This is a genomic window from Pseudomonas fungipugnans (genome assembly GCF_029955235.1).
GTDB classification, from domain to species: domain Bacteria; phylum Pseudomonadota; class Gammaproteobacteria; order Pseudomonadales; family Pseudomonadaceae; genus Aquipseudomonas; species Aquipseudomonas fungipugnans.
Window position 1 is genome coordinate 1,546,860 of record NZ_JARBWL010000001.1, and the last position, 21,509, is coordinate 1,568,368.

A 21,509-nucleotide genomic window follows, 5' to 3' on the forward strand; every position below is an offset into this window, starting at 1 on the left:
TGAGGGCAGACCCGACCAGCACTGGCCGGATCTGGTTTTCATGCGATCGGCATCAAGCGCGATTCATGACACGACCTCCCCGACCGACAGCGACAACCCGTCATGCCACCACGCGGCCAGACTCAGCACGTGGGGCGGTTTAAGCAAGGTGAAATGGTTGCCCGGTCCCTGCCAGACATCCAGCGTGCTGACATGCCGGCGCCAGCCTTCGACCATCGCCGCCTGCTCGCGCTGGTTGCCGGCGCTGTCAAGCGTCGGGTCTTCGGCCAGCACCAGCCGCGCCAGGCCGCTGTAGGGCTGGCGCGGCTGATAGAGCGTGCGCAGGGCCGTGGCGAAAGTCCGTGTCAGACCGGCAATCGACTGCACCGCCGAGCGCGGCGGCAGCAAGCCGACCCGCACCATCCCGGCGTGCAATTGCAACAACTGCGTGGCGTCGTCCTCGGCGGCAAACTGCGCGGCATCGATCCCCAGGGACTTGCCGCTGGCCAGTTGCATGGCCTCGATCAGGCGCTGCAACGCCGCCGTCGTGGTGTATGGCTTGCCGACCACGGTATTGCCACCGGGAGACTCGCTGTCGATCAGGGTCAGGGACAACACCTGGCGCCCGCGAGCCTGCAGGCACACCGCCATTTCGAACGCCACCCAGCCACCAAAGGAATGCCCGATCAGGTGCACCGGCCCCTGCGGATACGCCTGTTCAAGCGCCTGAAGATAGTGCCGGGCCGCGCTTTCGACCTGCACATGCGGCACCGTTTCACCGTCCAGCCCACGGGGTTGCAGCCCCAGGATCGGCCACTCCGGTGCCAGGGCTTCGGTCAGTCCGATAAAGCCGGTCACACTGTCTCCGGCCCCCGGCAGACAAAAGATCGGCGCATGCCCCGAATGGCCGTTCTGCAAGGCCAGCAACGGCTGGTGGACCTTCGGCGGCTTGGCCAGTCGTTCTGCCGAGGACTCGATGGCCAGCCCCAGCGCCAGTCCCAGTGCCTCGATATGCGGCGCCTTCATCATGCTCTGGTGACCGCCCGGCACCGGGATCTGATGGAGTCGGGCCGCCGGGATGACGTCACTCCAGCCCAATGACTTGCTCAGGTGTGAAAACGCGGCCGGACGGTCCTGAGCCACGAACAGATGCAGCGGCAACGGCATCGGCGCCAGGCTGTAATGGGCCATCGCATGACCGTGGCCCACCTCACGCTCAAGGTAATATTGCAGGTCGGTATCAGTCGCCGCCGCCATGGCCGGGGACAACAACTGTCGATCACGACAGACGCGCAACAAGGGCTGGAAATCCAGCTGTTCAAGGTCATGCTCCAATGCCTGCAACTGCGCCAGCGCCTCGGTACCGGCAGTGCCCTGGGCCTTCCAGTACTCGGTACAGACCAGGAGCATCTGGCGTTTGCACACGTGGCCGTCGGACCAGCGCGCCTTGCCCTGATCCGCCAGGCGTGGCACATAGGTGTCGATCAGCCCGAGGAAGTCGACCTCCTCGTCAGCTCCCAGCAGTTGCAACGCGATCTCGTAGGCCAGCACACCGCCAAACGACCAGCCCGCCAGCCGATAAGGGCCATGGGGCTGTACGCCACGGATGATCGTCACCAGACGTGCGGCCAGGCATTCCATGGTCTGCAACGGGTTGGGCCCCAGTGCGCGCCCCGGCAAACCGTAAATCGGGAAATCACCCGAGATGTGCCGACCCAACGCGGGAAAATAGACGTCCTGACCGCTGAACTCATGCACCAGGAACAACGCAGGCTGGCGATCACCGACGCGCACCGTCATCACCTCCTGCTCGGCCGGCGCAGCCGATGTACGTTGACTGAGCAAGGTAGCGAGCGATTCGATACTGGCATGCTGGAACAACTCGGCCAGCGAAACCGACAGGCCGGCCTGCTGTATCAGGTTGACCAGACGGACCGCCAACAGCGAGTGGCCGCCCAGCTCGAAGAAGTTGTCGTGACGACCCACTCGCTCAAGCGTCAGCACCTCGGCCCACAACCGGGCCAATGTCTGCTCAAGCTCAGTGCTCGGAGCTTCGTAAGCCCGGCTCAGCAGCGCCGTGTGATCGGGCGCGGGTAGCGCTTTACGATCAAGCTTGCCGTTGCCGGTCAGCGGCAGGGAGGCCAACTGCACGTAGGCCGACGGCACCATGTAGTCGGGCAGTTGCCCTTGCAGGTGAGCCCGCAGTTGGGCGATGTCCAGCGCCTGATCGTGCGCGGTGTAATAAGCCACCAGGCGCTTGTCCCCCGGCACGTCTTCGCGGGCCAGCACCACCACTTCGTTGACACCCGGACAAGTCGCCAGGCGCATCTCGATTTCCCCCAGTTCGATGCGGAAACCACGGATCTTCACCTGATCGTCATTGCGCCCGATGCACTCCAGCAGCCCCTGCGCCGACCAGCGGCCGAGGTCGCCGGTGCGGTACATCAGGGCCTCGGGACGCTCGCTGAACGGGTCGGCCACAAACTTTTCTGCGGTCAGCTCCGGCCGGTTCAGATAACCCTTGGCAACGCCTTCGCCGCCGATGCAGATTTCCCCCGTCACCCCGCTGGGCACGGGTTGCTGGCGCTCGTCCAGCACGTAGATACGGGTGTTGGAGATCGGGCCGCCAATCGGCACGCTGTCCGCGTCCGCCGGCAATGACTTGACCTCATGGGTGGTGGCGTAGGTGGTGGTTTCGGTCGGGCCGTAGCAATGCACCAGGCGCAAATCCGGCGCCAGCGCCAGCAGCCGGCGGAACGCGGCCGGGTCGGCCCGCTCGCCGCCACACAGCAGAATCCGCAAGCCTTTGAGGGCCTCGGGAATCAGCTGCACGTACTGGTTGAACAACGCCGTGGTGACGAACAGGATCGTCGCCCCCGAATCGCTCAGGGCCTGACCGAAATGGGCCGGTTCGAGCAAGGTGTCGTGGTCGATCACCAGCACCTGGGCGCCGTTGAGCAACGCGCCCCAGACGTCCATGGTGCTGGCGTCGAACGCCGGGTTCGAGGCAAACGCCACGCGGTCCTGCGAGTTGAAGTCGGCGTAACCGTTGTTGATCACCAACCGCGTGATCGCCCGGTGCGGCACCCGCACGCCTTTGGGGGTGCCGGTGGAGCCCGAGGTGTACATGATGTACGCCACCGTCTCGGAGGACTGCGCCAGGTCCGGGTTGTGCAGCGCGAGCTCGTCAAGCGGCAGGTTATCCGGGTCAACCCGGCGTGCCGGGTAGTCGATGGCCGCGCTGTCGTGGGTCAGCAGCACCACGGCCTGACTGTCCTCGACCATGAAGCGTTGCCGCTCGGCAGGCGCATGAATATCCAGCGGCACGTAGACGGCCGCGCACTTGCTGATCGCCAGTTGGCTGACCACCAGCGCCACCGAACGCTCCAGCAGGATCGCCACGCTGTCGCCGGGTTTGACCCCCAGGCCGATCAGGTGATGCGCCAGCCGGTTGGCGCGGCTATTGAGCTGTTGGTAGCTGAGCGACTCCTCGCCCTGCACCACCGCCACGGCATCCGGACGCAGCAGCGCCCGGGCCTCGAACACGCCGTGAACCGTTTGCTCGCGCGGGTAATCGGCGTCCGTGTCGTTGAAGTCGTACAGCAGATGTTCGCGCTCGGCATCGTCGAGCAAATCCACCTGCGCCGGCACGGCCTGATCGTTGGCGACCATGGCCTGCAGCACGCGCGTGAAATAGCCGACCATACGCCGCACGGTCGCTTCATCGAACAACGCGGTTGCATACCCCAGCGAGCCGCCGATACGGCCCTGCATTTCTCCCAGGTTCAAGGTCAGGTCGAACTTGGCAAAATGACTCGCCTGCGCCAGCCCTTGCACCTGAATGTCTGCCAGCTCCAGTGCCGGACCTTCGAGGTTCTGCCACGCCAGCGAGGTCTGGAATAACGGGCTGTAGGACAGGCTGCGCACCGGACGGGTGATTTCCACCACCTGCTCGAACGGCAGATCCTGATGAGCCTGCGCGGCCAGTATCTGGCCCTTCGCCCGCGCCAGCAGCGCCTCGACACTCAGCGCGCCTGAGACATCAAGGCGCACCGCGAGGGTGTTGACGAACAGGCCGATCAAGCCTTCGACTTCGCTGCGCTGCCGGTTGGCCGCCGGCGAGCCGATGACCACCTCGTCCTGCCCGGCCAGGCGACTCAAGACCATGGCCCAGGCCGCCATCAGCGTCATGTAGAGCGTGGTGCCGTGGCGCTGGCCGAGCGCCTTGAGCGCCGCGCTCAGGTGTTCGTCCAGGCGCACTTCGACGCTGCTGCCTGCATAATCCTGTTCCCCCGGTCGTGGCCGGTCGGTGGGCAACGTCAACAAGGCCGGGGCGCCGGCCAGGGCTTGCTGCCAGTACTCGGTCTGGCGTTGCAGCACGTCGCCGCTCAGCCAGCGGCGCTGCCACAACGCAAAGTCGCCGTACTGCACGCTCAGCGCCGGCAGCGGGTCAGGCTGGCCGCGGCTGAAGGCCTGATACAGCGCCATCAGTTCCTGGGTCAGCACGCCCATCGACCAGCCGTCGGAGACGATGTGGTGCATCGTCAGCAGCAGTACGTGCTCATCGTTGGCCATGACCAGCAGCCGCCCGCGAATCAACGGGCCGTGCTCCAGATCAAACGGCTGCGCGGCTGCGTGGTCAATGCGCGACTGCAATACGGCCTGCGCCTGGGACTCATCGCGCAAATCCTCAACCAGCAGGCTGAATGTCGAATCGGCAGCCACCAGCACCTGAGGCTCGGCATTGAGCTGGACAAAACGGCTGCGCAACGTCTCGTGACGCTCGACGATCCGCGCCAGCGCCCGTTGCAAGGCCTCGACGTTCAAAGCCCCGCGCAACGTCAGGCCGGCCGGAATGTTATAGGCGCTGTTGGCGGCGCCCATCTGCGCCAGGAACCACAAGCGCTGCTGGGAAAACGACAGCGGCAGCCCGCCATCACGCGCTGCCGCCACGATCGGCGGCACCGTGCTGCGGCCAGACCTGGCCAGCACTTGGGCCACGGCGGCCAGCTCCGGGTTGGCGAACAGATCGCTCAAGACCAGCTCGACCCCAAGCTGCATGCGCACCCGCGACACCATGCGCATGGCCAGCAGCGAATGCCCGCCGAGTTCAAAGAAGTGATCCCGGCGCCCAACCCGCTCGACGTGCAACACCTCGGTCCAGACCTGCGCCAGCGCGGTTTCGATCTCACCCTGCGGCGCTTCATACTCACGCGTGAACACGGCATCCAAGTCCGGTTCAGGCAGTGCCTTGCGATCCAGCTTGCCGTTGGCCGTCAGCGGCAACGCCGGCAGTTTGACGAACGCCGCCGGCACCATGTATTCGGGTAATTGCGTCAGCAACCGGGCACGCAAGTCACCCACTTCCAGCGCCTGGACTTCATCCTGTTCGGTGAAATACGCCACCAGCCGCGTCTGCCCCGGTTGGTCTTCACGGGCCAGCACTACCGCTTCCTGGATGCCCGGGAGCTGGCTGAGACGGGTTTCGATTTCCCCCAGTTCGATGCGCATGCCACGGATTTTCACCTGGTCGTCGTTGCGTCCCAGGTACTCGATCGTGCCGTTCGCCATCCAGCGCGCCAGGTCGCCGGTGCGGTACATGCGCGCCTGCGGGGCGCTGCCGAACGGGTCGTCGAGGAAGCGTTCGGCAGTCAATTGCGGCCGATTCAAGTAACCCCGGGCCACCCCGGCGCCACCGACGTACAACTCGCCGGCCACACCGATCGGCACCGGCCGTTGTTGTTCATCGAGCAGGTAGACCCTGGCATTGGCGATGGGTTGACCGATGTGCAATGGCTGCTCGGCATCCATGCGCGCCGACGTCGCGACCACGGTGGCTTCGGTCGGGCCGTAGTTGTTGATGACATCAAAGCTCTGGTTTCGGCTGAACTGGCGCAAACGGTCGCCACCGATCAGCAGGGTGCGCAGCGTCGGATGTTCGAGGTTCTGGCTGAACGCGTACTCGGCCACCGGCGTGGCCAGGAAGCTGACGTCCAGCGGTTGCGCACGCCACCAGTCGAGCAGCGCGTCGATGTCTTCGTTGCCGTCGTGGGCGGGCGGCAGGTGCAACGTCGCCCCCACGCACAATGCCGGCCAGACTTCCCAGGCCATGGCGTCGAAGCCGAAACCGGCGACGCTGGAGGTATGGCGACCGTGACGCAGATCGAACGTCTCGCAGTGCCAGTCCACCAGGTTGGACAGGGTTTGGTGTTCCACCATCACGCCCTTGGGCAGGCCGGTGGAACCGGAGGTGTAGATCACGTAGGCCAGGTTTGACGCGCTCAGGCCCGGGACCTGCACGTTGCTCTCGGGCTGGTGCTGCCAGGACGGTTGATCGAGATTGATCAGCGGCACGTCCAGCGCGGGCAGCTGTTGCAACAGCGCCTGTTGTGTCAGCACCACCACCGGTTCGCTGTCCGTCAGCAGATAGCGCAAGCGCTCGGCCGGATGCGCCGGATCAATGGGCACATAGCAGGCGCCGGACTTGAGGATCGCCAGCAACGCGGTCAGGGTTTGCAGCCCGCGACGGGCCACAATCGCCACTCGGTCATCGGGCTGCACACCCAGTTCACGCAGGTGATGCGCCAATTGATTGGCCCCGCGATTGAGCTCGGCATAGCTCAGCGACTGCCCCGGATACACCGCCGCGATGGCATCCGGATGTTCGCCTGCCCGCGCCTCGACACGTTGGTGCAGGGTCAGGCCCTGGGGGTAATCAGCCGCGGTGTTGTTGAACGTGTCCAACAGATGCGCCTGTTCGGCGGCGGACATAATCGGCAAGCGATTGAGGGCCATCTCGGGCGTGTGCTCCAGCGCCTGTACCAGGTTTTCCAGCGCGGTGTGCAGGTAACCACAAATCTGTAGCGGATCGACCTGCACGGTCGCCAACAGCGTCAAACGGAAACGTTCACCCAGATCATCGACGCTCAAGGTCAAAGGGTAATTGGAGCGCTCTTCGGCACTCAGTACCTGGATACCCTGCCAGGCCGACGTCTGTTCAGTGTCGGCATCGGAGGCGCTATGGCGATAGTTGAGCAAGGCGCTGAACAACGGCGCCGTCGACACCACCGAGCTGCAACGTTGCGCCAGGGCCAGCGGCGCGTGTTCGTGGCGCAGCAAGGTGGTCAGGCGCGCATGGGTCGCCTTGACCCCGTCGCGCACCGACCCGGCGTCGACGTCCACCCGCAACGGCAAGGTATTGATGAAGATCCCCAAGGCCCGGTCAGTGCCTTGCGCGCCTTGCATGCGGCCCATCAACACCGTCCCGAACACCACCTGTTGCTTGCCCGACAGCCCGCCCAGCACTTGGGCCCAGCCCATGTGAAACAGACTGGCGGCGCTCACGCCCAAGTGTCGGGCCTGGGCTCGCAGGCGCTGGCCCAGTTCGTCGGCAATCGGCAGGCGGGCTTCCTGAATCTGGTTGCCATCGCCCTGCACGTCCTGCAAACCGAAGGGCAAGGTCGGCTCATCGATGTCACCCAGCATCTGGCGGAAAAAGGCTTCGTGTTCCTGTTCGCTGATGCCCAGCAACGCCTGCGCGACGTAGTTGCGAAACGGCACCGGCGGCCCCAGTCGCTCGCCCTGCCCGAGCAGGAACGCCTGCATTTCGCTACCCAGCACCTCCTGCGCACTGTGGTCCATGACCATGTGGTGGAACAGCAGCATCGCCACGATCCGTTGATTCGCGTCGTCCCGGGCATGCACCAGGCGCACCAGCGGTGCCTGGCCGACGTCCAGGCGAAAACGCCGGCCGTCGTAACGCTCGTGCAACCTGGCGCAGACATCCTCGCCCGGCGTGTCGAAGGTCACTGGCTCGAGGGTCAGCGTCGCCTGGCGCCAGACCACCTGCACCGGTTGCTCCAGCCCTTCCCAGAGCACCGAGGTGCGCAAGATATCGTGCCGGTCGATCACGCACTGCAACGCCTGGGCAAAGCGGTTCAGCCGCTCGAGGCTGTCGAAGGCGAACTGCGACTGCATGATGTACGGGTCGCCCTGTTCGGCGCTGACGTGGTGATAAAGAATGCCTTCCTGCAACGGCGCCAACGGATAAGTATCCTGCACGTTCGCCGCGCCACCGGGGACGGTCGCAACGATGCGGTCGATGGCGTCCTGCTCCAGCGTCACCAGCGTCAGCATCGCGGGCGTGATCCGGGTGGCGCCGGGCGTGATGCCGTTGGCCGGCACCGTGACGTTGCCGGTTCGGCTGGCCGAATATTCTCCCGCCCGGATCAGCTCGATCAGCGCCGGCTTGTGCTCGCGCAACAACGCCAGCACCGCCGGTTCGCTCAGTGCCTGCTTGTTACCCTGAACCGAGAGCTGATCACCCTTGAGCGACAGCTGGATATCTTTAGCCTTGAGTGTTGCCAACAGGTCGGTCACGTTCACAGGAGGATCTCCATTCGTTCGGTAATAGCCGCGTAGCCCGACAAGGTCGGTTGCTCGAACAACGCCCTGACATCGGCTTCCATGCCTTCCTTGTTCAACTGGCCGACCAGGCTGACTGCCAGCAGCGAGTGCCCGCCCAGTTCGAAGAAGTTGTCGTGCCGCCCTACTCGCTCGACGTTCAGCAGTTGCGCCCACAGCCGTGCCATGAGGATTTCGGTGTCGCCGACCGGGGCTTCGTACTCGCGCACGATCACCGCCGTCAGCCCCGGCGCCGGCAAGGCCTTGCGATCCAGTTTGCCGTTGGGGCTCAGGGGCAATGCGTCGAGCACGACATAGGCCGAAGGCACCATGTACGCCGGCAACTGACTGAGCAGATGTTCGCGCAGTGCCTCGATGCCGGGCGCCTCGCTGGCGACTCGCAGCGTGAAATACGCCACCAGGCGTTCGTCGCGCATCAGCACCGCCACTTCACCCAGCGCCGGGTGCGACGCCAGTCGCGCTTCGATTTCACCCAGCTCGACACGCAAGCCGTGCAACTTGACCTGGAAGTCATTGCGACCGAGGAACTGCAGGTTGCCATCCGGCAGATAACGCACCAGGTCGCCGGTGCGGTAGAGCCGATCACCGGCCACGAACGGACTGTCGATGAAGCGCTCGGCGGTCAACGGCGCCAGCCCCAGATAACCGCGCGCCACGCCGACCCCGCCGATGTGCAAGTGCCCGCTGACGCCCACGGGCACCGGCAGGTCGTTGGCGTCGAGCACGTACAGCCGGGTATTGCTGATCGGCTTGCCGATTGGCAACTGGACATCCGGCACCGGCGCACCCGGTTCCAGGGTCCAGCTGCTGCTGTCCACGGTGGCCTCGGTCGGGCCATAGACGTTGTGCAGCCGCACCTTGGGCAGCAATTGCTGGACCCGACGACCCAGCTCGGCCGTCAATTCACCACCGCCGCAGACGATGTCGGTGAGGCTGCTGCACTGGCTGACGTCCGCCACATCGAGGAACTGCGCCAGCATCGCCGGCACGAACTTGATCACCGTGACCTGCTGCTCGCGTACCAGCTGCTGCAGATACTCCGGCTCGCGATGACCGTCAGGACGGGCCAGCACCAGGCGCATGCCGGTGGTCAACGGCCAGAAAAACTCCCACACCGAGCCGTCGAAACTGAACGGGGCTTTTTGCAGCAGCGCGCCGTTGGGTGCGTGACGGCACAGTTGCGAACTCCAGAACACCAGGTTGTTCAGCCCACGGTGCTCGACCATCACCCCTTTGGGCGTTCCCGTCGTGCCGGAGGTGTAAATCACATAGGCCATGTGCGAGGCGCTCAACTGCGGCACCTGCGGGTTGCCGAGCGGATTGGCTTGCCAGCTGTTCTGGTCGAAGTCGATCACCGGCACCGCCACGTCTTTGAGCAGGGCTCGCGTCGCCGCATGCACCAGCACCGCGGTCGGCCCGCAGTCCTGCAACATGTAGGCGATGCGCTCCGGTGGATAACCGGGGTCCACCGGTACGTAAGCGCCGCCGGCCTTGAGAATCGCCCACAGGCCGATCACCAGTTCCAGGCCGCGTTCGACGCAGAGCACCACCCGCGCATCCGGCCCCACACCCTGTTGACGCAGGTGATGAGCCAGCTGATTGGCGCGTTCATTGAGTTCGCGGTAGGTCAGCTGCTGCTCACCCGCCACCAGCGCCACGGCATCCGGCGTGCGCTCGACCTGCGCTTCGAACACGGACTGAATGGTTTGCTCCAGCGGATAATCAACCGCCGTGGCATTGAGGTCAGTCAGCAGATATTCCCGTTCCTGCGCCGCCAGGACCGGCAATCGGTTCAACGGCATTTGCGGTGTCTGTTCCAGGGCCTCCACCAGCGATTCGAGCGCGGTGCGCATGAAGTCGCCAATCCGCTGTGCGCCGACCTGGGCCACCGTTCTGGCAGTAAGCACGAAGCCTTCGCCCAGGTCATCCACGCTCAGGGTCAACGGGAAGTTGGTGCGTTCTGCACTGGCCAGGGTTTCGATGCCCTGCCAACCGGCTTGCGGCTCAGTCTCGCTGCTGCTGTGCCGGTAGTTGAGCATCGCGCTGAACAACGGCAGGGGCGCCGCGACACCGCTGCAACGTTGTGCCAGGGACAGCGATGCATGTTCGTGCCCCAACAGTTGCGAGAGTCGCGCATGGGTGGCGCGCACGGCGTCGCGCACGCCGCCCTCGTCCACATTCACGCGCAATGGCAGGGTATTGATGAACATCCCCAGCGCCCGGTCAGCACCGGCGCCGCCTTGCATGCGCCCCATCAATACAGTGCCGAACACCACCGACGCCTTACCGGACGTCGCCGCCAGCACCTGGGCCCAGGCCAGATGGAACAGGCTGGCGGCACTGACACCCAGCGTCCGGGTCTGGGCGCGCAGACGCCTGCTCAGCGCGTCCGAAAGCGCTTGCCGGAACTCCTCGACACCGTTGCCATCGCCTTGTACGTCTTGCAGACCAAATGGCAGGGTCGGTTCATCGACGTCAGCGAGCATCTCGTGGAAGAACGCCTCATGCTCCTGCTCACTGACGCCCAGCCGGGCCTGGGCCACGTAGTTGCGATAAGGAATCGCCTCGCTCAGCGGCTCACGCTGACCGAGCAGGCTCGCCAGTATTTCGTCCCGCACCACATCGAGTGCGGTGTGATCCAGCGCAATGTGATGGAACAGCAGCACCGCCACCACCCGTTGCCGGGCCGGGTCCTGCGCATACATCAGTTGCATCAGCGGCGCCTTCGTCACGTCCAGCCGATAATGCCGCGCATCGAACCGTGCATTCAGCTGGCTCAGCACGTCCCCGGCCAGTGGCAGGGTCGGCACTGGCTCGGACCTCAGTTCGGCATGGCGCCATACCACTTGCAGCGGCTGGCTCAAGCCCTCCCAGATTACCCCCGTACGCAGGATGTCATGGCGGTCGATGACCTTTTGCAGCGCCCCGGCAAACGCGTGCAGGCGCTCAAGGCTGTCAAAGGCCAATTGCGTTTGCAGCAGGTACGGATCGCCCTGTCGGGTGGTGATGTGGTGATAAAGAATGCCTTCCTGCAACGGCGCCAACGGGTAAATATCCTGCACGTTGGCCGCGCCGCCCGGCACGCTGGCGACCACACGGTCGATGGTCTGCTGGTCCAGTTGCACCAGTGACAGCAGCTGCGGGGTGATGCGCTGGCAATCCGCTGGAATGCGGTTGGCCGGCACTTCGATTTCCCGACCGCTGCCCACGGCGGCGGCCAGCGCCATCAGGGTCGGCTGGCTGAACAGGATGCGCACGTCGGCGCTCAGGCCACGCTGGCGCATGCGCTCGATCAGGCTCACGGCCAGCAGGGAATGGCCGCCCAGCTCGAAGAAATGATCGTGACGCCCTACGCGCTCGACCTTGAGCACGTCGGCCCAGATCTGCGCCAGCGCCGCTTCGACTTCACCCTGCGGCGCCTCGTATTCGCGGTTCAGCAGCGACGCCTGATCCGGCGATGGCAGCGCCTTGCGGTCGAGTTTGCCGTTGGCGGTCAGTGGCAGGCTGTCCAGTCGCACGTAGGCCGATGGCACCATGTAGGCCGGCAGTCTGCCTTGCAGATGGCTGCGCAGGTCTTCGATGTCGAGCGGCGCATGTTCGGTGAACCAGACCACCAAGCGTCCGTCCTGCACCAATGCCACGGCTTCCTTCACGTAGTGATGGCTGGCCAGCGCGGCTTCGATTTCGCCCGGCTCGATGCGCATGCCACGGACTTTTACCTGGTCGTCGTTGCGTCCCAGGTATTCGATGTTGCCGTCTGCCAGCCAGCGCGCCATATCGCCGGTGCGGTACAGGCGTGCCTGCGGGTTGAATGGATCTTCAAGGAAGCGCTCGGCGGTCAGATCCGGGCGGTTCAGGTAGCCCCGCGCCACGCCGGCACCGCCAACGTACAGTTCGCCGGCCGCACCAATGGGCACCGGTCGCTGCTGTTCGTCCAGCAGGTACACCGTGGCATTGGCGATCGGTTTGCCGATGTGCAGCAACTGCCCAGCCTCGACCCGGCCCGAGGTCGCGACCACTGTCGCTTCGGTCGGGCCGTAGTTGTTGATCACCTCGAAGGTTTGCGCCCGACTGAACTGCCGCAAGCGGTCGCCGCCGATCAATAGCGTGCGCAGCGTCGGGTGATCAAGGTGCTGGCTGAACGCGTATTCGGCCACAGGTGTCGGCAGGAAGCTGACATCCAGCGGTTGCGCACGCCACCAGTCGAGTAGTTCATCGATGTTTTCGTTGCCGACAGGCGCCGGTGGCAAGTGCAAGGTCGCGCCGGCACACAATGCCGGCCAGACTTCCCAGGCCATCGCGTCAAAGCCGAAACCGGCAACGCTGGAGGTCTGGCTGTCTTGCCCGAGGTGGAAGGCATCGCAGTGCCAATGCACCAGGTTTTCCACGGTACGGTGCTCGACCATCACCCCTTTGGGCAGGCCGGTCGAGCCGGAGGTGTAGATGACGTAGGCCAGGTTCGACGAGGTCAGGCCCGGGACGTGTGGATTGCTGTGGGGCAGCGCCTGCCACAGCAGTTGGTCGAGATTGATCAATGGCACGTCGAGGGCCGGCAGCTGTTCCAGCAAGGCCTGCTGGGTCACTACCGCCACCGGCGCACTGTCGCTGAGCAGATAGCTCAAGCGCTCCGGTGGATAAGCCGGATCAACCGGCACATAACCGGCCCCGGCCTTGAGAATCGCCAGCATCCCCACCAGCATGTCCGGCCCGCGCCGCACGCAGAGCGCAACCCGGTCATCCGGCTGCACGCCTTGTTGCACCAGGTGATGGGCCAACTGGTTGGCGCGCTGGTTGAGTTGCTGGTAGTTCAGACGCTCGGCGCCTTGAATCACCGCCAGCGCATCCGGCCGCAGCTGCGCCTGAACTTCGAACAGCCCCTGCAAGGTGTGCCCGCTCGGGTAGTGCGCGGCACTGGCGTTGAAGCTGCGCAGGACTCGCTCGCGCTCGTGCACGGGCAGAATCGACAACTGGTTCAATGCCCGCTGCGGGGCCTGTTCCAGTGCCTTCACCAACTGTTCCAGCGCCGTGTGCATGTACGCGCCGACGCGCCGGGCGCCGACCTCGGGCAGCGTCTGGAGCGTGAACCGAAAATCTTCGCCCAGGTCATTGACGTTGAGCACCAGCGGATAATTGCTGCGCCCCTGGGAATCGAGGACCTGAATGCCTTCCCAGTCGAACGGTTTGTGGCGGCCCTCATCCACCGCGCTGTGGCGGTAGTTGAGCAAGCTGTTGAACAACGGCACCGAGGCCGGGACGCCACTGCACCGTTGAGCCAGCGACAGTGACGCATGCTCGTGCCCCAACAATTGCGAGAGCCGCGCGTGGGTGGCGCGCACGCCCTCGCGCACGCCGGTGCTGCCGACATTGACCCGCAGCGGCAGGGTATTGATAAACATCCCCAGCGCCCGGTCAGCGCCGTCGCCCGCCTGCATCCGGCCCAACAGGACCGTGCCGAACACCACCTCTTCGCGGCCCGTGACCTGGCCCAGCACCTGGGCCCATGCCAGGTGCATCAGGCTGGCGGCACTGACGCCCACCTGCCTGGCCTGCTCACGCACCCGCCGCGCCAGGGTCGCGTCGACCGGCAATTGCGCTTCTTCGATGTCGTGGCCCTCGCCCTGCACATCCTGCAGGCCGAACGGCAGCGTCGGTTCATCAATATCGCCGAGCATGTCGCGCAAGAACGTCTCATGCTCCTCGGTGCTGACCCCGAGGCGCACCTGAGCCACGTAGTTGCGATACGGCACCGCTGCTGCCGGCTGCACATCCGGATTGAACAGGAAACCGTGCATTTCCTGCCCCACCACCTCCATGGCCGTGTGGTCCAGCGCCAGATGATGGAACAGCACAATCGCTACGAGCCGCTGGTTTGCCGGATCCTGGGCATAGACCAACCGAATCAGGGGCGCTGCGGTGAGGTCCAGGCGGTAATGCCGAGCATCGAAACGCGACTGCAACTGCGTCAGCACATCGCCGGCCGCCGGGTCGTTCGGCACCTCTTGCAGCACCAGCTCGGCCTTGCGCCAAACCACTTGCAGCGGGCTTTCAAGGCCTTGCCACAGCACCGCCGTGCGCAAGATGTCGTGGCGATCGATGACCTGCTGCAACGCCCGGCTGAACGTGTGCAAGCGCTCAAGGCTGTCGAAGGCCATGTGCGACTGCAACAGATAGGGGTCGCCCTGTTCGGCGCTGAGGTGGTGATAAAGAATGCCTTCCTGCAACGGCGCCAACGGGTAAATATCCTGCACGTTGGCCGCGCCGCCCGGCACGCTGGCGACCACGCGGTCGATGGTCTGCTGGTCCAGTTGCACCAGTGACAGCATCTGCGGGGTGATGCGCTGGCAATCCGCTGGAATGCGGTTGGCCGGCACCTCGATTTCACGACCGCTGCCCACGGCGGCGGCCAGCGCCATCAGGGTCGGCTGGCTGAACAGGATGCGCACGTCGGCGCTCAGGCCACGCTGACGCATGCGTTCGATCAGGCTCACGGCCAGCAGGGAATGGCCGCCCAGCTCGAAGAAATGATCGTGACGCCCTACGCGCTCGACCTTGAGCACGTCGGCCCAGATCTGCGCCAGGGCCACTTCGACTTCATCCTGCGGCGCCTCGTATTCGCGGTTCAGCAGCGACGCCTGATCCGGCGCCGGCAGCGCCTTGCGGTCGAGTTTGCCGTTGGCGGTCAGTGGCAGGCTATCCAGTCGCACGTAGGCCGATGGCACCATGTAGGCCGGCAGTCTGCCTTGCAGATGGCTGCGCAGGTCTTCGATGTCGAGCGGCGCGTGCTCGGTGAACCAGACCACCAGACGTCCGTCCTGCACCAGCGCCACGGCTTCTTTGACGTCGCTGTGGCTGCCGAGCGCAGCTTCGATTTCGCCCAGTTCGATGCGCATGCCACGGATTTTCACCTGGTCGTCGTTGCGTCCCAGGTATTCGATGTTGCCGTCCGCCAGCCAGCGCGCCATATCACCAGTGCGGTACAGGCGTGCCTGCGGGTTGAATGGATCTTCAAGGAAGCGCTCGGCGGTCAGATCCGGGCGGTTCAGGTAGCCCCGCGCCACGCCGGCACCGCCGACGTACAGTTCGCCGGCCGCACCAATGGGCACCGGTCGCTGCTGTTCGTCCAGCAGGTACACCGTGGCATTGGCGATCGGTTTGCCGATGTGCAGCAACTGCCCAAGCTCGACCCGGCCCGAGGTCGCGACCACTGTCGCTTCGGTCGGGCCGTAGTTGTTGATCACCTCGAAGGTTTGCGCCCGACTGAACTGCCGCAAGCGGTCGCCGCCGATCAATAGCGTGCGCAGCGTCGGGTGTTCCAGGTGCTGGCTGAAGGCATATTCGGCAATGGGCGTCGGCAGAAAACTGACGTCCAGCGGCTGCGTTCGCCACCAGTGGAGCAACTCATCAATGTTCTCATTGCCGACATGCGCCGGTGGCAAGTGCAAGGTCGCGCCGGCACACAATGCCGGCCAGACTTCCCAGGCCATCGCGTCAAAGCCGAAACCGGCAACGCTGGAGGTCTGGCTGTCTTGCCCGAGGTGGAAGGCATCGCAGTGCCAATGCACCAGGTTTTCCACGGTGCGGTGCTCGACCATCACCCCTTTGGGCAGGCCGGTCGAGCCGGAGGTGTAGATGACGTAGGCCAGGTTCGACGGGGTCAGGCCATGAGCCTGAGGATTGACGTTTGAGTGTTGCTGCCAATCCGCGCCGTCGAGATCGACGACCGCAACATTGCCCAACAGATCACGGGTTGTCGCGTGCGCCAGCACCGCCACCGGGGCGCTGTCCTGCAACAGGTAGGCAATACGCTCGGCAGGATAAGCCGGATCAATCGGCACGTAGCCCGCCCCGGCCTTGAGAATTGCCAACATGCCCACCAGCATGTCCGGGCCTCGGCGTACGCAGAGCGCAACCCGGTCATCCGGCTGCACGCCCTGTTGCAGCAGGTGATGAGCCAACTGGTTGGCGCGCTGATTGAGTTGCTGGTAGTTCAGGCGCTCGGTGCCTTGAATCACGGCCAGGGCATAAGGCCGAAGCTGCGCCTGAACTTCGAACAGCCCGTGCACGGTGTGCCCGCTGGGGTACGGCGCGACAGTGGCATTGAAGGCGCGCAACACTTGATCGCGTTCCAGGGCGGGCAGCATCGACAACTGGTTCAATGGACGCTGTGGCGTCTGCTCCATTGCCTGCACCAGTTGCTCCAGTGCCGTGTGCATGTACGCGCCAATTCGCTCGGCGCCGACCCCGGCCAGCGTCTGCACGGTCAGCCGGAATCCTTTGCCCAGGTCATCGACACTGAGCACCAGCGGATAGTTGCTGCGCTCCTGCGAATAAAGGATCTCGATGCCTTCCCAGCCCAACGCGTTGGCCCCGTCCTCGTCCACCACGCTGTGCCGATAGTTGAGCAGGCTGCTGAACAACGGCACCGAGGCCGGGACACCGCTGCAACGCTGGGCCAGGGACAGCGAGGCGTGTTCGTGCCCCAGCAATTGCGAAAGTCGCGCATGGGTGGCACGCACGCCTTCGCGCACGCCGGTGCTGCCCACACTCACCCGCAGCGGCAGGCTGTTGATGAACATGCCCAGCGCCCGGTCGGCACCTTCGCCACCCTGCATGCGGCCCAACAAGACGGTGCCGAACACCACCTCTTCGCGGCCGGTGACCTGGCCCAGCACCTGCGCCCAGGCCAGGTGCGCCACGCTCGCGGCACTGACGCCCAACTGCCTGGCCTGCTCACGCAGACGCTGACTGAGGGAGGCGTCGAGGGTCGATTTGGCTTCTTCAATGCCGCTGCCGTCACCGTTGACGTCTTGCAAACCAAAGGCCAGCGTCGGCTCGTCAATGTCGCCCAGCATGTCACTGAAAAATTGTTCGTGCTCTTCGCGGCTGATGCCCAACCGGGCCTGCGCCACATAGTTGCGATAAGGCACGGCCGCACTTTGCGGGTCGTGCTGGCCGGTCAGGCTGGCGCTCAACTCGTGCACCAGCACTTCAAGCGCGGTGTGGTCGAGCAGCAGGTGGTGCAGCAGCAGAATACCGACCCAGCGCGACTGTCGAGGATCCTCGGTGTAGGCAAAGCGCATCAGCGACGCCTTGCTGAAATCCAGGCGATAGTGCCGTGGGTCGAAAAGCGCCTGCATCTGTTGCAGCACATCACCGTCTTGCGGGTCGGCGTCCACCCGCTCCAGCGCCAGCGGCGCCTGGCGCCAGACCACTTGAACCGCTTCATCGAGCCCCTGCCACAGCACGCTGGTGCGCAGGATGTCGTGGCGCGCAATCGCGCCTTGCAGCGCCCGGACAAACGCCTTGATCTGCTTCAGGCCAGCAAAGCTGAACTGCACTTGCAGGACATAGGGATCGCCCTCGGTGGCGCTGAGATGGTGATAGAGGATGCCCGCCTGCAACGGCGCCAGTGCATAAATGTCCTGCACATTGGCGACCCCGCCAGGCACCGTCGCGACGATGCGGTCAATCGCCTCCTGATCCAGCGTGGCCAGCGGCAACAGGTCCGGGGTGATGCGGGTGCAATCGGCGCCAATCAGGTTGGCGGGTACGCGCACCTGATGCTGGCCGCCCACCGCTGCGGCCAGTGCCGCGAGGGTCGGTTGACCGAACAACACCCGCACGTCGGCGCTCAGTTCCAGCTGACGCATGCGTTCGATGAGTTTGACCGCGAGCAGCGAATGGCCGCCCAGTTCGAAAAAGTTGTCGTGGCGGCCTACCTGATCAAGCTTGAGCAGGTCGCGCCAGATCGCCGCGATGCGGCTCTCGGTATCGCCCTGCGGCGCTTCGTGGCCGCGACGGGCAAAGGCATCGGTGTCCGGCGCAGGCAAGGCCTTGCGATCGAGTTTGCCGTTGGTGGTCAGCGCAAAGCGGTCGAGCAGGACAAACGCGCTCGGCACCATGTACTCGGCCAGGGACAGCAGCAGGTGATCGCGCAGCCCAGCGGCGCTCAATTCAATGTCCGGTCCGGCAATCACGTACGCGACCAGGCGCAGGTCGCCGGGGGCGTCCTCACGGGCGATCACCAGCGCTTCGCGCACACCTGGGCAAGCGACGAGGCGGGATTCGATCTCGCCCAGCTCGATGCGGAAACCACGGATCTTCACCTGATCGTCATTACGACCAAGGTATTGCAGCGTGCCATCCGGCATCCAGCGCGCCAGGTCGCCGGTCTTGTACAGACGGGCATCGGCACGACCGCTGAACGGGTCGGCAATGAAGCGCTCGGCGGTCAGCTCGGCGCGGTTCAGATAGCCCCGGGCGACCCCGGCGCCACCGACATACAGCTCACCGATGACACCGGCCGGCACCGGTTCGCGGCGCGCGTCCAGCACATAGAGTTGCAAGTCGGGAATACGCCCGCCAATCGGGCTGACGCCGGTCAACTGCGCATCCGCCGCCTCCAGTGCGCGGTACGTCACGTGCACCGTGGTTTCGGTGATGCCGTACATGTTCACCAGTTGCGTTCCGGCGTTGCTCACCCGCGTGTACCAGGGTTTGAGAATGCCCGGGTCGAGGGCTTCGCCACCAAAAATCACCTGGCGCAGGGAATGCTTCAAGGCGCTGTTGCCTTGCGCCACGATCAGCTGCCGGAACGCGCTGGGCGTCTGATTGAGGATGCTCACGCCCGCCTCGCACAGCAGCGCGTAGCACTCGTCCGGCGAACGGCTGACCCATTGCGGCACCACCAGCAACTGGCCGCCGTGGATCAACGCGCCCCAGATTTCCCAGACGGAAAAATCGAAAGCGAAAGAGTGAAACAGCGCCCACACGTCCTGACGGTTGAAGTCGAACCAATAGCGCGTCGCCGAAAACAGCCGCGCCACGTTGCGATGCTCGACCATCACCCCCTTGGGCTGGCCGGTGGAACCGGAGGTGTAGATCACATAGGCCAGGCTCGCTGACGTCAGCCCCGGCACCAGCGGGTTGGCACTGGATTCGTCACGCAGGCCATGGCTTTCCAGGTCGATGACTGGCACTGCCCGTTGCCCGACCAACGCCGCGGTGGCCGGCTGCACCAGCACCGCGACCGGCGCACTGTCTTCCAGCGTATAGGCAATGCGTTCGGCCGGATAAGCCGGGTCGATGGGCACATACCCGGCCCCCGCCTTGAGAATACCCAGCAGGCCGATGATCATTTCCAGACCACGTTCGACGCAGATCGCCACCCGGTCATCCGGGCACACGCCCAGCGCCAGCAGTCGATGAGCGACCTGGTTCGCACGTTCATTGAGGGCACGGTAGCTCAGGGTCTGGTGTTCAAACAGCACGGCGACCGCTTCGGGGCGGACAGCGGCCTGGGCTTCGACCTGATGATGGATCAACGAGGAATCGGCGTAGTCACCCAGGTAGGTGTTCAAGGTCTGCAACAGATGACGGCGCTCGATGGCCGGCAGGATGTTCAGGGTGTGCAGCGCCACGTCCGGTGTTTCTTCCAGCGCCAGCACCAGGCTTTCCAGTGCGGTTTGCAGGTAGCGCGCAACCCGCGGTGCACCGATCGAGGCCGTCACCATGACGGTGATGGAGAAATCGTCGCCCAGGTCATCGACGTTCACCGTCAGCGGGTAGTTGGTGCGCTCCTCGGCGGCCAACACCTGAATGCCGGGCGCCACGTCGATGACGTCTGCCACCTCGGCGGCGGCGGTGTGACGATAATTGAGCATGGAACTGAACAACGGCGTGGGTGCGGTCACGCCGCTGCAACGTTGTGCCAACGCCAGCGATGCCTGTTCATGACCCAGCAACGCGGTCAGACGCAAGTGGGTGGCCTTGACCCCGGCACGCACGCCCTGCTCACCGACATCCACCCGCAGCGGCAAGGTATTGATGAAGATACCCAACGACTGGTCGGAACCGGCTGACGCGTCCATGCGCCCCAGCAGCACCGTGCCGAATACCACCGACTGGCATCCGGACACTTTGCTCAGCACCAGCGCCTGCGCCAGGTGCATCAGGCTTGCGGCGCTCACGCCCAATTGTCGGGCCTGAGTGCGCAGACGCTGGCTCAACTCGCTGTCGAGGGTCACACGGGATTGCTCGATACCCTGGCCATTGCCTTGCACATCCTGCAAACCGAACGGCAGGGTTGGCTCATCGATATCGCCGAGCATCTCGCGAAAAAAGGCTTCGTGCTCCTGCTCGCTGTGGCTCATTCGCGCCTGGACCAGGTGATTGCGAAACGGCACGGGCGGCCCCAGTTCGGCGGTCTTGCCCTGCAGGCAGGCCTGCAACTCGCGACTCACCACTTCCAGTGCGGTGTGGTCCATCACCATGTGATGGTGCAGCAGCATCGCGACCACACGGCCCTGGGCCTGGTCCTCGGCAAACACCAGACGCACCAGTGGCGCCTGGCGCAGGTCCAGACGATTGCGGTGGACATCGCAGCGGGCCCGCAACTGGCTCAGGACATCACCGTGCGCGGCGTCGAAGTGCACCTGCTCGCAGACCAGTTGCGCCTGGCGCCAGACCACTTGCACCGGCTCGTCCAGACGCTCCCAGGCCATGGATGTGCGCAGGATGTCGTGACGATCGATCACCCATTGCAGCGCCTTGGCATACGTCTCGAACAGCTCGCGATCAGAGAACGCAAGCTGTGCCTGCAACACATACGGGTCGCCCTGCTGCGCCGACAGATAGTGGTACAGCATGCCTTCCTGCAACGGCGCCAGCGGATAGATGTCCTGCACGTTGGGCGCGCCGCCCGGCACTCCGGCAACGATACGGTCGATGCTTGCCTGGTCCAGTTGCACCAGCGGCAACATGTCCGGGGTGATCCGGTAGGCCGGGCTCAGCCAGTCACCGCCGTTTTGCGCCACCAGGTCGAGCAATTGCCCTTTGTGCCTGAGCAGGTTGTCCCACAACGCATCGTCCAGCGCCTCGTCGTCCCCCAGAATGACCAGATCATCGTCTTCGCGCTGAAGACGGATCGCGTAGGTGGAAATAACGGCCATCAATTCGCTGAACTGCATGGGTAACCTGCTCCGTGGTTTTGAATGACAGCGTGACGGGCAGACGCGAAAACGGTCTGGCCGTCATGCTCAAAAGTAATAAGGACACTGATCCGTCAGGCCTGAAAAACTAAAACATCCGCCAGTGCCTGTCTGACA

The 21,509-nt window shown here is 64.7% G+C and carries 2 protein-coding genes; both read right to left on the minus strand.

Translation table 11 applies throughout. The features are described from left to right. Positions 1-63: 63 nt before the first annotated feature. Positions 64-8,364 (minus strand): non-ribosomal peptide synthetase, encoded by an 8,301-nt coding sequence (locus tag POF45_RS06235; RefSeq protein WP_282315343.1) that lies wholly within the window; start codon positions 8,362-8,364, stop codon positions 64-66. Continuing rightward, on the minus strand, positions 8,361-21,371 hold the full coding sequence (locus POF45_RS06240; protein ID WP_282315344.1) for a non-ribosomal peptide synthetase: 13,011 nt from the start codon (positions 21,369-21,371) through the stop codon (positions 8,361-8,363). Before POF45_RS06240 ends, POF45_RS06235 begins: the two co-directional genes overlap by 4 nt. Positions 21,372-21,509: the final 138 nt, after the last annotated feature.

Coding starts and splice junctions, on each gene's coding strand:
- POF45_RS06240 (WP_282315344.1), bottom strand. CDS start 21,371: ATGCAGTTCAGCGAATTGATGGCCGTTATTTCCACCTACGCGATCCGT.